We start from the raw sequence: 14,391 nt of genomic DNA, 5'->3' as shown, positions 1-14,391 counted from the left end.
GATCTTTCCTATACCCAGGTCCGCTCTCCCATCAGCGGTCGCATAGGCCGGCGGTTTGTGGATGTCGGCAATCTGGTCGGAGCGACTGAAAAAACCCTGTTGGCCACCATTGTCAACATCAGTCCCGTATACGTCTATTTCAATGTTAACGAACGGGACTTTCTGGAATTCGAAAAATGCCGCCGTTTGAATGTTCCGGGTAATGGTAGCTCGGCTGTGTTTCTCGGGCTGTCAAGCGATAAGGACTTCCCCTTTCAGGGCAAGGTGGATTTTACGGATAACCGGGTCGATCCGGAAACCGGCACCATTTTGATGCGCGGCGTTTTCGACAATCCGGAGGGCTGCCTTCTTCCGGGCCTGTTCGCCCGGGTGCGTATGCCGATACGCATTGAAAAAATGGCTATGGTGGTACCGGAGGCAGCCTTGGGAATTGATCAGCAGGGACATTTTCTACTCGCCGTCAGCGATAACAATACGGTCGAGTACAAGCCGGTCCAGGTGGGCCCCGAAATTGACGGTATGCGCGTTATCGATAGCGGAATCAGCGATAAAGACCGGATTGTCGTCAAAGGTTTGCAGCGGGCCCGGCCCGGTGGGCAGGTCAGCCCGGAGGAAGAGACCCAGGCCCCGGTCGACAGCCAATCAACGGCCAGGGAATAAGGGGGATTCATGTTCAGCGGGTTTTTTATACGGCGACCTATTTTCGCCTGCGTCCTTTCCATTGTCATCGTCATTGTGGGCCTGGTTGCAGCCCGAACCCTGCCCATTGACCGCTATCCTGAAATTTCTCCGCCTACGGTGCGCGTCACCGCGAATTATCCCGGAGCCAACGCCAAAGTACTTGCGGAAACGGTTGCCCAGCCTATCGAGGAACAGATCAATGGCGTCGAAGGCATGCTCTATATGTCCAGCACTTCGACCAACAGCGGTGTCTACAGTCTGACGGTAACCTTCGAGATCGGCACTGATCTCGATATGGCCCAGGTCATGGTGCAGAACCGGGTGGCGGTGGCCGAACCCTCTCTTCCGGAAGAAGTAAGGCGGCTGGGCATTACCACCCGCAAGCAATCAACCAATATTCTGCAATTCATTTCCCTGATTTCCCCGGATGAAAGTCTCGATACAACCTTTCTCAGCAATTACGCCACACTGCGCATCAAGGACGAGCTGAGCCGGGTCAAAGGCGTCGGGGACGTACAGGTGTTTGGCGCCAGGGATTACAGCATGCGCGTCTGGCTCGATCCCGACAAGCTGCGGGCGCGCGGGCTGGCCACCACCGATGTGGTGGGGGCACTGCAGGAGCAGAACGTCCAGGTGGCAGCGGGCCAGATCGGTGAACCGCCGGCACCTTCCGGGCAGAGTTTTCAGTACACCATCAACACCAAGGGGCGTTTGCGCAGCGCCGAAGAATTCGAGCAGGTTGTTGTCAAAACCGGCGCCGGAGGTAAACTGACCCGCTTGCGGGATGTTGCCAAGGTAGAGCTGGGAGCCAAAACCTATGCCGACTTTGCCCAGTTGAGAGGCAAACCGGCTGTCGCCATCGGTATCTACCAACTCCCGGGCTCCAACGCTCTGGAGGTGGCATCCCTGGTGGAAGCCAAAATGGAAGAGCTGGCCGCTTCTTTTCCCAAGGGGATGTCCTACGTCGTTCCCTTCGATACCACCGATTTTATTGACCGTTCCATCAACGAAGTGGTTCAGACCCTGCTCATTGCCGTACTGCTGGTGTTTCTGACCATCTTTATTTTCCTCCAGGACTGGCGCGCGACCCTGATCCCCGCATTGACTATTCCGGTGTCTCTGATCGGCACTTTGGCGGTCATGGCAGGATTGGGCATCAGCATCAACCTGCTTTCCCTGTTCGGTATTGTCCTGGCTATCGGAGTTGTCGTTGACGACGCCATTGTGGTGGTGGAAAACGTGGTGCGCAACATCGATGATCACGGACTTTCTCCCCGCGAGGCCACATTGCGCGCCATGCAGGAGGTTACCGGCCCGGTTATTGCCACGACTCTGGTGCTGCTGGCCGTATTTGTGCCGACGGCCTTTCTGGGAGGCATTACCGGGCAGCTTTACCGGCAGTTTGCCCTGACCATCTCCACGGCCACGGTCTTCAGTTCCATTAATGCCCTGACGTTGAGCCCGGCCCTGTGCGCCGTTTTCCTGCGGCCGACCCGCGGGGTGCACCACTGGTTTTTCCGCTGGTTCGACTGGACCTTTGATCGGACCTGCAAACTTTATGAGCGCAGCCTCGGCGTTCTGGTGCGCCGTGCGGCGATTACCCTGGTGCTTTTTGCCGTTCTGGCTGCTGCTTCGTTCTGGGGTTATCTGCGCCTGCCTACCGGATTCGTTCCGACGGAAGATCAGGGCTACTGTATTGTCAATGTTCAGTTGCCGGACGCAGCTGCCCTTGAACGCACCGGAAATGTTCTGGAGCAGATGAACCAGCGATTGGAAACCCTGCAGGGCATAAAAAGCTGGGTGTCCATTGCAGGTTTTTCCATTGTCGATATGGCAGCCTCTCCCAATGTCGCATCCATTTTTGTGCAGTTCACGCCATGGGAGGAGCGCACCGCCCCCCATCTGAGCATGAATGCGATTATCGGACAATTGTGGCAAATATCCGGAGATATTCAGGAAGCGCAGATTATTGCCTTTGCCCCGCCAGCTATTCAGGGGCTGGGATTTGCCGGCGGATTTCTCATGGAAATTCAGGATCGTGGCGGAGTCGGTTTTTCTGCCCTGCAGCAGATGACAGAAGAAATGGTCGCGACCGCCAATGCTCAGGCGCAGATCGACCGGGCGTATACAACGTTTCGGGCCAATGTGCCGCAGTTATATGTGGATGTCGACCGAACCCAGGCAAAAAGCCTGGACGTACCCCTGAGCAATGTGTTTGGTACGCTGCAGGCTTACCTTGGTTCCTACTATGTCAACGATTTCAATTTGTTTGGCCGCACCTACCAGGTCAAGGTGCAGTCTGACAGCCAGTTTCGCAATCGACCGGAAGATATCGGCCGACTGGAAGTCCGCGACAACGAAGGGCGTATGATTCCCCTCGGCACCATGTTGTCGGCACGCAACATGGTCGGTCCGCAACTGGTGCGCCGCTATAACATGTACCCCTCGGCAGCCATCAACGGGCAGGCGACTGCCGGCTACAGCACTGGCAATGCGTTGTCACTGATGGAAGATCTGGCAGGGGCAACCCTCCCTGACACCATGGGATATGAGTGGACCGGCATGTCCTACCAGGAAAAAACCACCGCCGACGAGGCTCTGTATATCTTTCTGCTGGCTGTGGTGTTTGTCTATCTGGTGCTCTGCGCCCAGTACGAAAGCTGGTCCTGCCCGCTGGCCATTATCCTGTCGGTGCCGCTTGGCCTGCTTGGGACTGTCGCGGCGGTTGTGATGCGTGGCATGGAGATCAACGTCTACAGCCAGATCGGTATAGTGCTGCTCATCGCACTGGCTTCCAAGTCGGCTATTCTCATCGTCGAGTTCGCAAAAATCAGACGCGAGCAAGGCGACGACATTGTTGCTGCGGCCATGCTGGCGGCCCGCTTGCGTTTTCGTGCCGTACTCATGACCGCCCTGACCTTTGTGCTGGGCATGTTCCCGCTGGTCATCGCCAGCGGCGCGGGGGCCGCCAGCCGGCAGGCGCTCGGCACGGCGGTGTTCGGCGGCATGTTGTCGGCCACCGTATTGCTGGTGCTTTTCGTCCCGGTGTTTTACGTGGTTATCCAGAGGGCCAGCGAAAAATTGCGCGCCAGATGGCTGGGCTGGAAAGACAATAGCCAATAGCCTGGGCGGGCAGCGGTGGGGGCATGCCCGCCGCTGCCCGCTCTTTTTGCAAATTCGCGCAACATATGCATCGAATTTGCGGAGATAATTGCATGGCCCGCAAAACCAGAGAAGAATCGGAACAGACCCGCCAGGATATCCTGAACGTGGCGCTGGATCTGTTTCATGCCAGGGGATATGCCCGCACCACCCTGGAGCAGATTGCCCGCGGCGCCGGCGTCACCCGTGGCGCCATCTACTGGCATTTCAAGGACAAGGTGGATCTTTTTCTGGGACTGAAGGAAGATGTCGAGCGTTCCACCGAGACCCGTCTGGAGGATCTGCTGCTGCGCACGGTGAATGAGTTGTCCGATATGCGCGACAACCTGCTGCGTCTGTTCAGGTGTCTCGAAAACGACGAACGGTCCCGTAAATATTTCGAACTGATTTTTTTTCGGGCGGAATATACCGAGGAGCTGCAGCCGATCATGGATCAGTTTCGCCTGAAATTGCAGCGCCTGGAACAAAAAGACGCCGAAGATTTCGCCCGCCTGCAGCAGGCAGGCATCATTGCGGCGCGGCACGATGGCGCGCAAATCGCGTTAGCCTTGCGTTGTCTGGTCCTTGGCCTTCTGCATACCTGGCTGATCAATGTTGACGAGTTTCAGATTGTCCGCAAGGGCGGCGAACTGATTGAGCAGTACCTGGAAAGCCTGCGGGGATAATTTGTTTCCTGGAGGAGAAAGGAAGGAGATCATGGCGGAGGATGCGTCCCGGAAGCAATGGATCGCGGCCTGCCTGCAACTTGGTGCCAAAGGCAGCGACCTGCTGAAGATTCTGCTGGAGGAAAATCTGCCGGATGGTGTTGCGCAGCAAGGCTGGCGGGATTTCGATCGGCTTTTTCAGACAACCTGCATCACGGAAAAAGACGGCAACGTGGCTTTGGACAACGAGGCCTTCACCGCATTTGCCAAAGCCGAACACCTGCCTTTGCTGCAAAAAGGGGTGCAGATCTACAATGGCTGCGTCAGGGCCCTGGGCGGGGCCGAAAATCATGACTGCCGGGTTTTCAAATGTCTGACGCAACTGTACCTTTCGGCACAGATGGTTTTGAAATTCCAATCCCGCGGATAGCGCCGGCGTGGCAGCCTCAGCTTTCGGCCGACACCATCTCCTGCTGGATGACCCAGCCATCGATAATCCGGGCAATGTCTTCATCCAGGTCGATGAACTTCATGCCCATGCCGGGATCGTAGGGACAGGCGGGGCTGAAGTCGCGTTTCCACACCACTTCGCAAACACAGCTGACGCAACGGCCCAGCGGTGGAATCGGCACCTCGAGGTGAAAGCGGCTGCCTGGCTGCCGCGGGTTGACGGTGCTGATATACAGGCCGCTGCGGCTGATGTTGCGGGCATAGCCGAAGAAGACCCTGCCATGGGCAGGACTGGCGCTGCGCAACACCAGCAGGGGGCTGGGCAGATATCTGCGACGCGCCGCGGTTCGGGCAAGGGTTTCCGTGGACATGACAGCTCTCTCTGCTTGAATTCGGCGGAAACACGAACAGGCCTACCGGGGCACCCTACAGCAAGTCGATGTCACAGGCAAGCCGCAATCGGTGCAGGCCGGGCCAATCTGATGGTTTCGCAGTACCGCCAATTGGGACTCGGCGTCGACCGGGGCCGGGTACCCCGCCCGGAGCATCAGCGGCGGCAAGGCCCGGGCAGCCGTTTGCCGCGGCCAGACGGTTCTGGTCAGATGGTGGATCAGCCGGGTGCTTTTCAGGCCATCGAACCAGCCATGCAGGGCGGCCAGGCGATTGCTCTGGTCACGGTGGTTGCGGTACAGCCTGGGCCAGACCGCTTCAATGCCTTCCAGGCGCAGAAACTCCACCAGCTGTTCATGAATGCCGGCCGCCCGGACCAGCAGTTCGGCCGGATTTTCCCTTGTGTCCTGCGCGGCGAGGCGCAGCCAGTCGTTCAAGACCGCATAACAGCGGGGATCGTAACATAAACGCGGCGGCGCCGTGTCCGCCGCAAGCTGCGCCACGCTGCGCCCGGTGCCGAAGGGCGTGCGCCGGGAAAATCTCGCCGACGGATAGACCACCGTGCCCGGCACGCGGCGAACCCCGGTGATTTTCGCCAGTTGCTGGAGAAAATAAAAGTCTTCGCCGGCTTGCCGGCGATTCATGCCGCCGGCCCGCACATAGTCCAGCGCCCGGCAGGCCATGGTGCTGCCGACGGTATGAAAGGCATAGGGTGACCCAGCCAGTTGCAGGCCAAGAACGTGCCCGCGCTGGTACAGTTCGTAGGCGACGATGCCGCGCTGTTGCTGTGGGTCGTCGGCCGGGCGGTGGCAGAAGGGCACGACGGCCGCGCCCGGCTGGCTGTTCGCAAAGTGCGCGCACAGCGCCGTCAGGTAATCGGCCCGCACCAGGGTGTCGGCGTCGAGGTTTGCCAGAATCGGCGTTTGCGCCCAGTCCAGGCGTTGCAGGGCCATATCGAGGCCGATCTTCCGTGCCAGGCCGACCCCGCCGGTTTTGTCGGGCAGCTCCCTTCCAGGAGAGGCGGCATCGACCCACCCGAGATGCGGGAGGGTTTCAGCGGCAGTGGCCAGTTTGCGCAGTGTGCAAAGGTTGTCCGTGACTTCGCTCGCGGATGCGTTGCGGCGGTGATTGACTACAACCAGCAGCAGGAATTCATCGCGCAGCGCCGCCGGACCGGACTGCAGACTGTCGAGGGTGGCGAACAGGCTTTCACTTTCAGCCAGGGCGGGGATCACGATGGCACCACGATAGTTCCTGCGCGCGGTGCCCTCAATGTGCCAGGGGGCGGTTGCTGCGCGTTTCCGAAGATAATCGTGTACAGGCCTGGGAAGCGGCATTGTGATAAACTCTGATGGCGATGTTACGGTCGATAAAGCCGCTCCGGGGGGCGCGAAGGGACGCGGCACACAAGGCTCAGGCGTTGCGATGGATTCGCAGCAGTGCCTGCAGGGGGTCCGCGCTACCCTCCAGCCAGTGGATCGCGATTCCCTGGCGTTCCATGCGGCGAAACCAGGTGTCCTGACGTTTGGCGAACTGATGGATGGCGCTGTTGAGTTTCTGAAACATGTCGTTGCGGTTGAGTTCTCCACGCAGGTGGCACGAAACCATCCGGTACTCCAGGCCGTAATGTTCCAGCGTCCGGTGGTCAACGCCGCGGTTCAGCAGTCCCCTGACTTCATCGATGAGGCCCTCGTCGAGGCGTTGCCTGAGTCGCTCGGTAATCCGGCGCCGCAATTTCTGCCGTTCCCAGTGCAGACCGAATACCAGGGGTTTCAGTTCGGGCAGGGCCACATGCGCCTCGCCGGCAGCCAGTTCTCCCTCGGCAATTTCGATGGCGCGCAGCATACGGTCGCGGTCGGTCAGGTCGGTGGTGTTGTGCTGTGCCGGCTTTAAAGCTTTGAGCCGAACCGCCAGCTGCTCCATGTTCAAAGGGGCCAGCGCCGCGCGCAAGGCCGGATTTTCCGGAACCCTGAGCAGACGGTAGTTGCGCAGCACACAGTCGAGATACAGGCCGGTGCCGCCGATCAGCACGGGTAACCGCCCGCGTTCGCGAATATCATGGTAGGCGCTGCAGAACTCCTCCTGAAAGTCGAAAACGGAAAACTCCCCTCCGGCATCGCGGATGTCGATGAGGTGCCGGGGGATTTCGCCATATTCGGCGAGGTCCTTGCCGGTGCCGATATCCATGCCGCGGAACACCTGGCGCGAATCGGCGGAAATGATTTCGCCGCCCAGCGCCTGGGCCGCCGCTATGCCCAGGCGGGTTTTGCCGGAAGCGGTGGGGCCGAGGATCACAAGCAGGTTGCAGGACATGAAAAACTCCAATGCGGACCGTTAAAAATCGCCGATGCGCGCATCATAGGGTTTTTACCGAAGCATTGCAATGCCTGGCGGATTCGACGCTTTTATTATGCGCGCAACTCTGCTAAATTGGATCGTATTTTGAATATATTTCACAGCATGAAAAGACAAGCCATCGGGCCGATGCCAATGAATGATCAAATCAGTACCACGGATGTCGGCGAACAACCTCCCGTCATTCTGCCCCGGGATCAGCATCCCATTTCCCGCAAGCATATCAACGAGCACACACTGAAGGTGCTGTACCGCCTGCGCAGTAAGGGGTTTACAGCCTATCTGGTCGGAGGGGGGGTGCGCGACCTGCTCCTGGGTCGGCGACCCAAGGATTTTGACGTAGCTACCGATGCCACGCCCGAGCAGGTCAAGCGGCTGTTTCGCAACTGTTTTCTGGTGGGCAGGCGTTTCCGCCTGGCGCACGTGCGGTTTGCCGGCGATTATGTCGTGGAGGTTGCAACGTTCCGGCGACAGCCACGTTCCGAAGAACTCCCCGACGATCCGTCCGAGCACTTCTTTTTTACGGAAAACGTGTTCGGCAGCCCGCGGGAAGACGCCTTTCGACGCGATTTTACCATCAACGGCCTGTTCTACAACATCGAGAACTTTTCCGTCGTGGATCATGTCGGTGGCCTCGAAGATCTCGACGCCCGGCGACTGCGGGTCATTGGTGACCCTCTGGTGCGGTTCACCGAAGATCCGGTGCGCATGCTGCGGGCCCTGGAATTCGGGGCACGGCTCGGGTTTACCCTGGATCAAGGCATTCGGGAAGCCATCTACCTGCGCGGACCCCTGATTGCAGAAGCCGCACCGGCCCGCATCCGTGAGGAAGTTCTGGAACTGTTTCGCCATGCGGTGGCCGGACCGGTATTCCGCGAGGCCCAGGCCATGGGCCTGTTATCCCATCTGCTTGCCGGATACGAGGCCGACGAGGAAACCTTTGCCCTGCTTGAATGCCTGGACCGGCGTACTGCCGAAGGCGTGCCGGTCGAGGAGCATCAGGTGCTGGCCACCCTGTTTCTGTCGCGCTACCGCCATGCTTTGCAAACACAGGGCGAGGGCAGCATCACCGATGCCCTGCGTCTGGCCAATCTGCTGCTGACCCCGCTGTGTGCCTACTTTCGCATCGCTCATGGCACCCGGTCCCGCGCCCGGGATTTGCTGATCGGCTTCTATCGCATGATGCGGGGCCGCGGTCGCAGGGGGGAGACACGCTTTTTACGTCATGCCGGGGCGCCCCAGGCCCTGGATTTTTTTGCCCTGTGGTGCGCGGCCACGCAATCCCATGCCGATTTGCTGGCAGAATGGCAAAAAGCCTTCGAAAAAGCCGGCGCGCCACCTGCGGACGGCGCCAGGCAAGGCGCCGCCCGTCGCCGTCCGCGCAGGCGGCCGCGCCGCCGTCCCGCGAAACCGGCAGCCGGGCCGGAATAGCGGACAGGCCGGCGTCGTCAATCTCTTGCGTTAAAACGGATGATAAGGAGACGTCATGCGCTGTCCCCGTTGTCAGGCGGTTGTTTCGGAACAGGCCAGATTCTGCCAGATGTGCGGCGCAAGTCTCGAACGCGATGCCCGCGCTCTGCATGAGGAAGCGATCGATTTCTACCATCGCGGGCAACTTGCGCAGGCTCTGGCCCTGTGGAGAGAAGCCCTGGAGCGCGACCCGGGTTTCAGCCAGGCGCATTATTACATCGGTCTGGCCTGTTACGATCAGGGCGATCTGCCGGCCGCCATCAAGGCCTTCAGGTCGGCCCTGAGCGGCGCCCGGGAACCCTTTCGCATCCTTTTCAAACTGGGTCTGGCCCAATACGGCCTGGGAGATCTGGCTGCCAGCGTGGAGAGCTTTCGTCAGGCGCTGCGGGTCAATCCCGCCAGTGCCGAAACCTGCTACAGGCTCGGACTGTCCTATCTGCGTCAATCCGAGCTGGATCGGGCGCGGGAAGCTCTCGACGAGGCCATCCGCCTCAATCCCAAATACACCCGGGCGCTGTTCATTCTCGGCATGATCCATTCCCAGCAGGGTGACAACGCCGGGGCTATCGCGCTTTTTCGACAGGTGGAACAGGCCAGCCCCGATTATACCGAAGCCTGTTTCGAACTGGGGATGGCGCTGCTGCGTGACGGTCAACTGGATGAAGCGGCTGCCCAGTTCGAAAAAACCGCCGCCAACAGTCGCCGTTTCACTCCGGCCCGTTTCATGCTCGGCGAGGCGTGCCGGCGCGCCGGTCAATGGGAAAAAGCCGGTACGGCTTTCCGTGAGGCTCTCGAACTGAACCCAAGGGACGCCGAAGCCTGGCTGCACCTTGCGGAATGCGAAGAGCGGCTCGGCGATCTGCCGCGGGCTCGTCACGCCCTGGCACAGGTGCTGTCCCTTCGCCCCGGTCATCGTCAGGCCATGGTCATGGCGGACCGGCTGGAGAAGAGTGGCTTATGATCGAAAGCCCGGATAGTGGCTGGGGAGAGCCGGGTAAAGGATTTCTGGAGAACGGCCATGGAGCAGGCGACCCCGGTTAATGATCTGCGGCGGTTTCTGGCACGGCTCGAATCCCGTCAGGCTCTGCATCGCATTGCGGTCCAGGTGGATGCCGACCTGGAGATTGCGGCCATCACAGACCGGGTCTGCAAGCACTCCGGTGAGCCGCCGGCCCTGTTGTTTGAGCAGGTGCGCGGTTACCGGATACCGGTTGCCACCAATCTGTTCGGCTCGATGCGGCGCGCGGCATGGGCTCTCGGGTTGAATGACATTGAAGCAGCGGCGCAGCGGCTGGCCACGGGAATAGCCGGCGCGGCCGGTGTCGATGCGGCATGCCGACTGCGCTGCCTTCTGCGGCAACCGGAATACGCGCCGGCACTGCAGGCCCGGGCCGACTGGCAGGATCGGTCCATGCCCGGCCCCGACCTTGATCAGCTTCCGGCTTTGCGCTGCTGGCCGGGTGACGGCGGCCGCTACCTCACGCTGCCGCAGGTCGTGACCCGCCACCCCGACGGCGGCACCGCCAACGTCGGTATTTACCGTGTGCAGTTGCTGGGTCCGCGCCGCGCCGCACTGCATTGGCGTGACAGCAGCGATGCCGCGCGTCATTGCCGTGCCTGGCACCGGCGCGGCCTGCCGATGCCGGTCAGTATTGCCATGGGCGGCGATCCGGCCCTGTTGTTTGCGGCGGCCTTTCCCCTGCCACCGGATACGGACGAAGCCGCTCTTGCCGGCCTGCTGGGCGGCCGCCCGATGATCATGAGCCCTTCCGCGCACAGCGACCTGCCGGTACCGTCCGCCGCCGAATTCGTCATCGAGGGCCTGGCATATCCCGGCGAGACGGCGCTGGAAGGACCCTTCGGCAACCACACCGGATTCTACCAGCCGGCATCCCGTGTACCTTTGCTGCGAATTGTCGCCATCAGCCAACGCTGCGATCCGCTGTTACCCGCTACCGTGGTCGGCCCTCCACCCACGGAGAACTGCATTCTGGGACAAACCGTCGCGCGCCTGCTGGTGCCTCTGTTGCGCAGCGATCATCCGGACATTGTCGATATCCATATGCCGGTGGAGGGGATTTTTCACGGTGCCGCCCTGATCGCCGTGCGGTCCGGGACCGACGGACGTGCGCTGCTGCAGGCCTTGTGGCGAAGCGGGCCGTTGCGCGCGGCGCGTCTGCTGGTGGTGGCGGAAGCCGATCGGGTGCCGGATCCCGGCGATTTTTTCTGGCGCGTTCTCAATCGTCTCCGGCCGGACCGGGATCTGCTGATTCACAATGGATGTCTTGGCATCGACGCTACGGTTGCGCTGCCCGATGCGCCGACCGTAGAGCCCGACACCCGCATGGCCGAACAGCTGCAGAGACGCTGGCGCGAATACGGTTTTCACTGATTCTGGCGTGTTTCGCATAGCTTTATTCTTGTGATGGCTTCGGGGCCCGCCGCCGAGCGGCGGAGAGTAACGGAAAACCAGGGATGCGCCGCATCAGAAAATGCGATAAAATGGCTTGAGATGACATCAACCCCTATGTCCCGTGGAGGAACGGATGACCCGTGGCACTGCACCTGACAAGATCGATCATTTGCACCCCGAAAAGCGGCAGGGACTGGTCGTGGTTCTCACCGGCGATGGCAAGGGCAAGACCAGTTCGGCCCTCGGCATGGTGCTGCGCGCCTGCGGCCACGGCCTGCGCAGCTGCATCATTCAGTTCATGAAGGGGGATCTATACGCCGGCGAATGGGATGGCATCAAAAGGCTTGGCGATCTGGTTGAGTTGCATCACACCGGCAAGGGTTTCTGCGGCATCCAGGGCAATCCCTATCCTTACGAGGAACACCGTGCCAATGCCCAGGACGCCATCGATCTGGTGCTGGAAAAAATGGCCGGAGGACAATTCGATCTGCTGATTCTCGACGAAATCAACAATGCCCTGCATCTGAATCTGATCGACCTTGAGCAGGTGATCGATCTGCTCGATCGGAAACCGCCGCTGCTGCATCTGGTGCTGACCGGGCGCAATGCGCACCCAACCATCATCGAACGCGCCGACACGGTCAGTGAGATAAGGGAAATCAAGCATGCTTTTCGACGCGGCATCGAGCCACAGCCGGGGATCGATTATTAGGAAGTGTTTACAGGAAACTGTCGCGGGGCAAGCCAAAAAAACCTTGATCAACCAGGGAGGCGGCCATGAGACAATCACGATTCCGGGTATTTCTGCCGATCCTGCTCGTCCTGATGACGGGCTGCGGATCGGTTCTCTCCAAAGACGCCCTCTACGGCGTCAACTACGAAGTGGATTACAACCGGCTCAAAGCCTCGCCCGAGACCCATCTGGGGAAAACCGTCATTCTGGGCGGCATGATCCTGGCAAACGAAGTGGCCGATGACGGGTCGACCCTGGAAATTCTCAAATACACCCTCGACAAGCGGGACGAGCCGCAGGATCCGGATGAAGCGGGGGGCCGCTTTCTGGTTCACAGCAGCCGGCTGCTCGATCCGAGCCTCTACAAGGAAGGCAGGCTGGTGACCCTGACCGGCACCCTTCGCGGCGTGGAGGTCAGGCCTCTGCAGAAGGCCCGCTATGCCTATCCGCTCTTCGAGGTCGGCGAACTGTACCTGTGGCCCGAGTCACGCTATGAGGATCGTTACCCCTATTACCCCTACTTTTACGATCCCTTCCCCTACTGGTACCGTTACCCGTACTGGCATGGTTATCCATACTGGCGGTGAAGCGGGTGGTAGGCAACTGTTTTTCATCATGAGGAGAATGACATATGTTGCAACGAAAATCGCAGAAGCGTGTCCTGATCGCGCTGCTGATTCTGCTGCCCGTGCTATGGGGCGGCGTGGCTGTGGCCACGGAGCAGGACGACACGGTCCGCACAGCTACGCGGGTTCTGGACAAGATCATGGAAATTCCCGAGTCGGCCATTCCGCCCAGCCTGCTGAGCAATGCCTACGGCATCGCCATTATCCCCGAGGTGATCAAGGGCGCCTTTATTATCGGCGGCCGTTACGGGGAAGGTGTGCTGCTGGTGCGTAACAGCGCCGGAGGATGGAGCAATCCATCGTTTCTGTCTATTGGCGGCGGCAGCCTCGGCTGGCAGATCGGCGGCCAGTCGACGGATGTCATCCTGGTGTTCAAGAGTCCGGCCAGTATCGAGAACATCAAACGGGGCAAGTTCACCCTCGGCGCCGATGCCGCGGTCGCCGCCGGACCGGTCGGGCGCCGCGTGGAAGGCGCCACCGATGTGATGCTGCAGGCGGAGATTCTGTCCTACAGTCGCTCGCGGGGGTTTTTTGCCGGCGTATCTTTGGAGGGATCGGTGCTGAACATCCTCTGGGAGGACAACGGAAGCTATTACGGTCAGCCCAATGTCACCGTCGACGATATCTTTGCCGGCCGGGTTGCCGCTCCCGAATCGGCCATGGCTTTGCGCAACAGTCTCGCCAATTACGCACCTTGAGAAAAACCGGTTCCTCGCCGTGGCAGGCCGCCTTGGCTTATGAAGGCGGCTTTTTATTTTGATGCGCCGGGCATGATTCTTTTGGCCGGTAAGCGCAGTAGCCGGGGCGTGGGCCAACCTGGGGATGATTGCGGCAGGTGTCGGGGCGTTTGGCGTAGATGGTGCAGCGGCGGCTCTGCTGGTCAAGAAAGATACAGTCGTCATTGGCCAGGCGGGCAAGGGTGAAAAGTTCCGTTTTGAAATTGAAATGATCGATCAACCCCTGCTTGCGCAATCTTCTGGCGATTTCCCGGACCGGCCCTTCCTCCTCTAAGGGATCGGCCAGTTCCATGCGGATCAGATCCGTGACGGTAACCTCTACCGGCAGGCTGCAGCAGGTCGCCTGACAGTCGTGGCACAAGCCTTTGCGATACCTGACCCAGGTCGACGGCAGGTCGACATGGCAGGTTATTTTTGCCGGGTGTTTCATGGGGCGAATTTCGGATGAATGAATCGACCAGGTCAGGGCGGGGTCGGGGAAAAAAGATCCTGTGCGGGACAGCCGCTGAGTCCACAACGGCGTGGAACTTTAGTAAAAAGCGGGCGCATTTGCAAGGAAGAAAACGGTCTGGCGGAAGGATTTTCAAGGCAGAAGAACGGCCAGTTCCTGCAGGAATCGTTGAACTTCATCGGGGTTTTCGACGGCATAATGGGCCGCGGTGGGGCGCACCTCATCCCTGACCAGGATGGCGACGCCCGTGCGGCGCAGACAGCGAAAAGATCGGAAGAG

General features: G+C 60.1%; 14 protein-coding genes. 10 read left to right on the top strand and 4 right to left on the bottom strand.

Going from position 1 to position 14,391, the window contains the following annotated elements; translation table 11 throughout:
• From AB7E65_RS03490 to AB7E65_RS03475, 4 genes are all read left to right on the top strand, one after another.
• Positions 1–660 (top strand): efflux RND transporter periplasmic adaptor subunit (locus tag AB7E65_RS03490; RefSeq protein ID WP_428745278.1); only part of this gene is annotated, 660 nt, incomplete at its 5' end.
• A gap of 9 nt (positions 661–669) precedes the next feature.
• On the top strand, positions 670–3,804 hold the full coding sequence (locus AB7E65_RS03485; RefSeq protein ID WP_428745277.1) for an efflux RND transporter permease subunit: 3,135 nt from the start codon (positions 670–672) through the stop codon (positions 3,802–3,804).
• A 92-nt stretch (positions 3,805–3,896) separates the two neighbouring features.
• Positions 3,897–4,508, top strand: coding sequence for a TetR family transcriptional regulator (locus tag AB7E65_RS03480; protein WP_320360732.1), 612 nt, complete (start codon positions 3,897–3,899; stop codon positions 4,506–4,508).
• A gap of 31 nt (positions 4,509–4,539) precedes the next feature.
• Positions 4,540–4,917, top strand: a complete 378-nt coding sequence (locus AB7E65_RS03475) for a hypothetical protein (RefSeq protein ID WP_072286631.1) — start codon at positions 4,540–4,542, stop codon at positions 4,915–4,917.
• Positions 4,918–4,933: 16 nt separating this feature from the next.
• Here the strand turns inward: AB7E65_RS03475 and AB7E65_RS03470 are convergent, their stop codons facing one another.
• The 3 genes from AB7E65_RS03470 to miaA form a co-directional block, all read right to left on the bottom strand.
• Positions 4,934–5,308 (bottom strand): PilZ domain-containing protein, encoded by a 375-nt coding sequence (locus AB7E65_RS03470; RefSeq protein WP_072286632.1) that lies wholly within the window; start codon positions 5,306–5,308, stop codon positions 4,934–4,936.
• Between the two features lie 42 nt (positions 5,309–5,350).
• Positions 5,351–6,664 (bottom strand): glycosyltransferase, encoded by a 1,314-nt coding sequence (locus tag AB7E65_RS03465; RefSeq protein ID WP_428745276.1) that lies wholly within the window; start codon positions 6,662–6,664, stop codon positions 5,351–5,353.
• Between the two features lie 76 nt (positions 6,665–6,740).
• Positions 6,741–7,640: a tRNA (adenosine(37)-N6)-dimethylallyltransferase MiaA gene (gene miaA / locus AB7E65_RS03460; RefSeq protein ID WP_320360730.1), complete on the bottom strand. Its 900-nt coding sequence runs from the start codon at positions 7,638–7,640 to the stop codon at positions 6,741–6,743.
• A 177-nt stretch (positions 7,641–7,817) separates the two neighbouring features.
• Between miaA and pcnB the strand changes: the two genes are divergently transcribed.
• The 6 genes from pcnB to AB7E65_RS03430 all read left to right on the top strand — a co-directional run bounded on the left by pcnB (position 7,818) and on the right by AB7E65_RS03430 (position 13,622).
• The gene (pcnB, locus tag AB7E65_RS03455; RefSeq protein WP_072286635.1) at positions 7,818–9,113 is read left to right on the top strand and encodes a polynucleotide adenylyltransferase PcnB; all 1,296 of its coding nucleotides are present in this window, start codon (positions 7,818–7,820) and stop codon (positions 9,111–9,113) included.
• Between the two features lie 55 nt (positions 9,114–9,168).
• The gene (locus AB7E65_RS03450) at positions 9,169–10,113 is read left to right on the top strand and encodes a tetratricopeptide repeat protein (protein ID WP_320360728.1); all 945 of its coding nucleotides are present in this window, start codon (positions 9,169–9,171) and stop codon (positions 10,111–10,113) included.
• 57 nt (positions 10,114–10,170) lie between these two features.
• Positions 10,171–11,544 (top strand): UbiD family decarboxylase, encoded by a 1,374-nt coding sequence (locus AB7E65_RS03445; RefSeq protein ID WP_072286637.1) that lies wholly within the window; start codon positions 10,171–10,173, stop codon positions 11,542–11,544.
• A 154-nt stretch (positions 11,545–11,698) separates the two neighbouring features.
• On the top strand, positions 11,699–12,277 hold the full coding sequence (locus AB7E65_RS03440) for a cob(I)yrinic acid a,c-diamide adenosyltransferase (RefSeq protein ID WP_072501921.1): 579 nt from the start codon (positions 11,699–11,701) through the stop codon (positions 12,275–12,277).
• Between the two features lie 65 nt (positions 12,278–12,342).
• Positions 12,343–12,885 (top strand): Slp family lipoprotein, encoded by a 543-nt coding sequence (locus AB7E65_RS03435; protein WP_072286639.1) that lies wholly within the window; start codon positions 12,343–12,345, stop codon positions 12,883–12,885.
• A gap of 44 nt (positions 12,886–12,929) precedes the next feature.
• Positions 12,930–13,622, top strand: coding sequence for a lipid-binding SYLF domain-containing protein (locus AB7E65_RS03430; RefSeq protein ID WP_072286640.1), 693 nt, complete (start codon positions 12,930–12,932; stop codon positions 13,620–13,622).
• Positions 13,623–13,659: 37 nt separating this feature from the next.
• On the opposite strand, the gene AB7E65_RS03425 is transcribed toward AB7E65_RS03430, so the two are convergent.
• Positions 13,660–14,091: a YkgJ family cysteine cluster protein gene (locus tag AB7E65_RS03425; RefSeq protein WP_320360725.1), complete on the bottom strand. Its 432-nt coding sequence runs from the start codon at positions 14,089–14,091 to the stop codon at positions 13,660–13,662.
• Between the last annotated feature and the right edge of the window lie 300 nt (positions 14,092–14,391).

Origin of the sequence: Syntrophotalea sp. (assembly GCF_050253115.1) — a bacterium.
Lineage (GTDB): Bacteria > Desulfobacterota > Desulfuromonadia > Desulfuromonadales > Syntrophotaleaceae > Syntrophotalea > Syntrophotalea acetylenica.
The sequence above is the reverse complement of the archived record's forward strand: the minus strand, read 5'-3'. Positions and strand labels throughout refer to the sequence as shown.

What these genes read in the sequence shown, in the direction of transcription:
- AB7E65_RS03485 (WP_428745277.1), top strand. Translation starts at nt 670, where the DNA reads ATGTTCAGCGGGTTTTTTATACGGCGACCTATTTTCGCCTGCGTCCTT.
- AB7E65_RS03480 (WP_320360732.1), top strand. Translation starts at nt 3,897, where the DNA reads ATGGCCCGCAAAACCAGAGAAGAATCGGAACAGACCCGCCAGGATATC.
- AB7E65_RS03475 (WP_072286631.1), top strand. Translation starts at nt 4,540, where the DNA reads ATGGCGGAGGATGCGTCCCGGAAGCAATGGATCGCGGCCTGCCTGCAA.
- AB7E65_RS03470 (WP_072286632.1), bottom strand. Translation starts at nt 5,308, where the DNA reads ATGTCCACGGAAACCCTTGCCCGAACCGCGGCGCGTCGCAGATATCTG.
- AB7E65_RS03465 (WP_428745276.1), bottom strand. Translation starts at nt 6,664, where the DNA reads ATGCCGCTTCCCAGGCCTGTACACGATTATCTTCGGAAACGCGCAGCA.
- miaA (WP_320360730.1), bottom strand. Translation starts at nt 7,640, where the DNA reads ATGTCCTGCAACCTGCTTGTGATCCTCGGCCCCACCGCTTCCGGCAAA.
- pcnB (WP_072286635.1), top strand. Translation starts at nt 7,818, where the DNA reads ATGAATGATCAAATCAGTACCACGGATGTCGGCGAACAACCTCCCGTC.
- AB7E65_RS03450 (WP_320360728.1), top strand. Translation starts at nt 9,169, where the DNA reads ATGCGCTGTCCCCGTTGTCAGGCGGTTGTTTCGGAACAGGCCAGATTC.
- AB7E65_RS03445 (WP_072286637.1), top strand. Translation starts at nt 10,171, where the DNA reads ATGGAGCAGGCGACCCCGGTTAATGATCTGCGGCGGTTTCTGGCACGG.
- AB7E65_RS03440 (WP_072501921.1), top strand. Translation starts at nt 11,699, where the DNA reads ATGACCCGTGGCACTGCACCTGACAAGATCGATCATTTGCACCCCGAA.
- AB7E65_RS03435 (WP_072286639.1), top strand. Translation starts at nt 12,343, where the DNA reads ATGAGACAATCACGATTCCGGGTATTTCTGCCGATCCTGCTCGTCCTG.
- AB7E65_RS03430 (WP_072286640.1), top strand. Translation starts at nt 12,930, where the DNA reads ATGTTGCAACGAAAATCGCAGAAGCGTGTCCTGATCGCGCTGCTGATT.
- AB7E65_RS03425 (WP_320360725.1), bottom strand. Translation starts at nt 14,091, where the DNA reads ATGAAACACCCGGCAAAAATAACCTGCCATGTCGACCTGCCGTCGACC.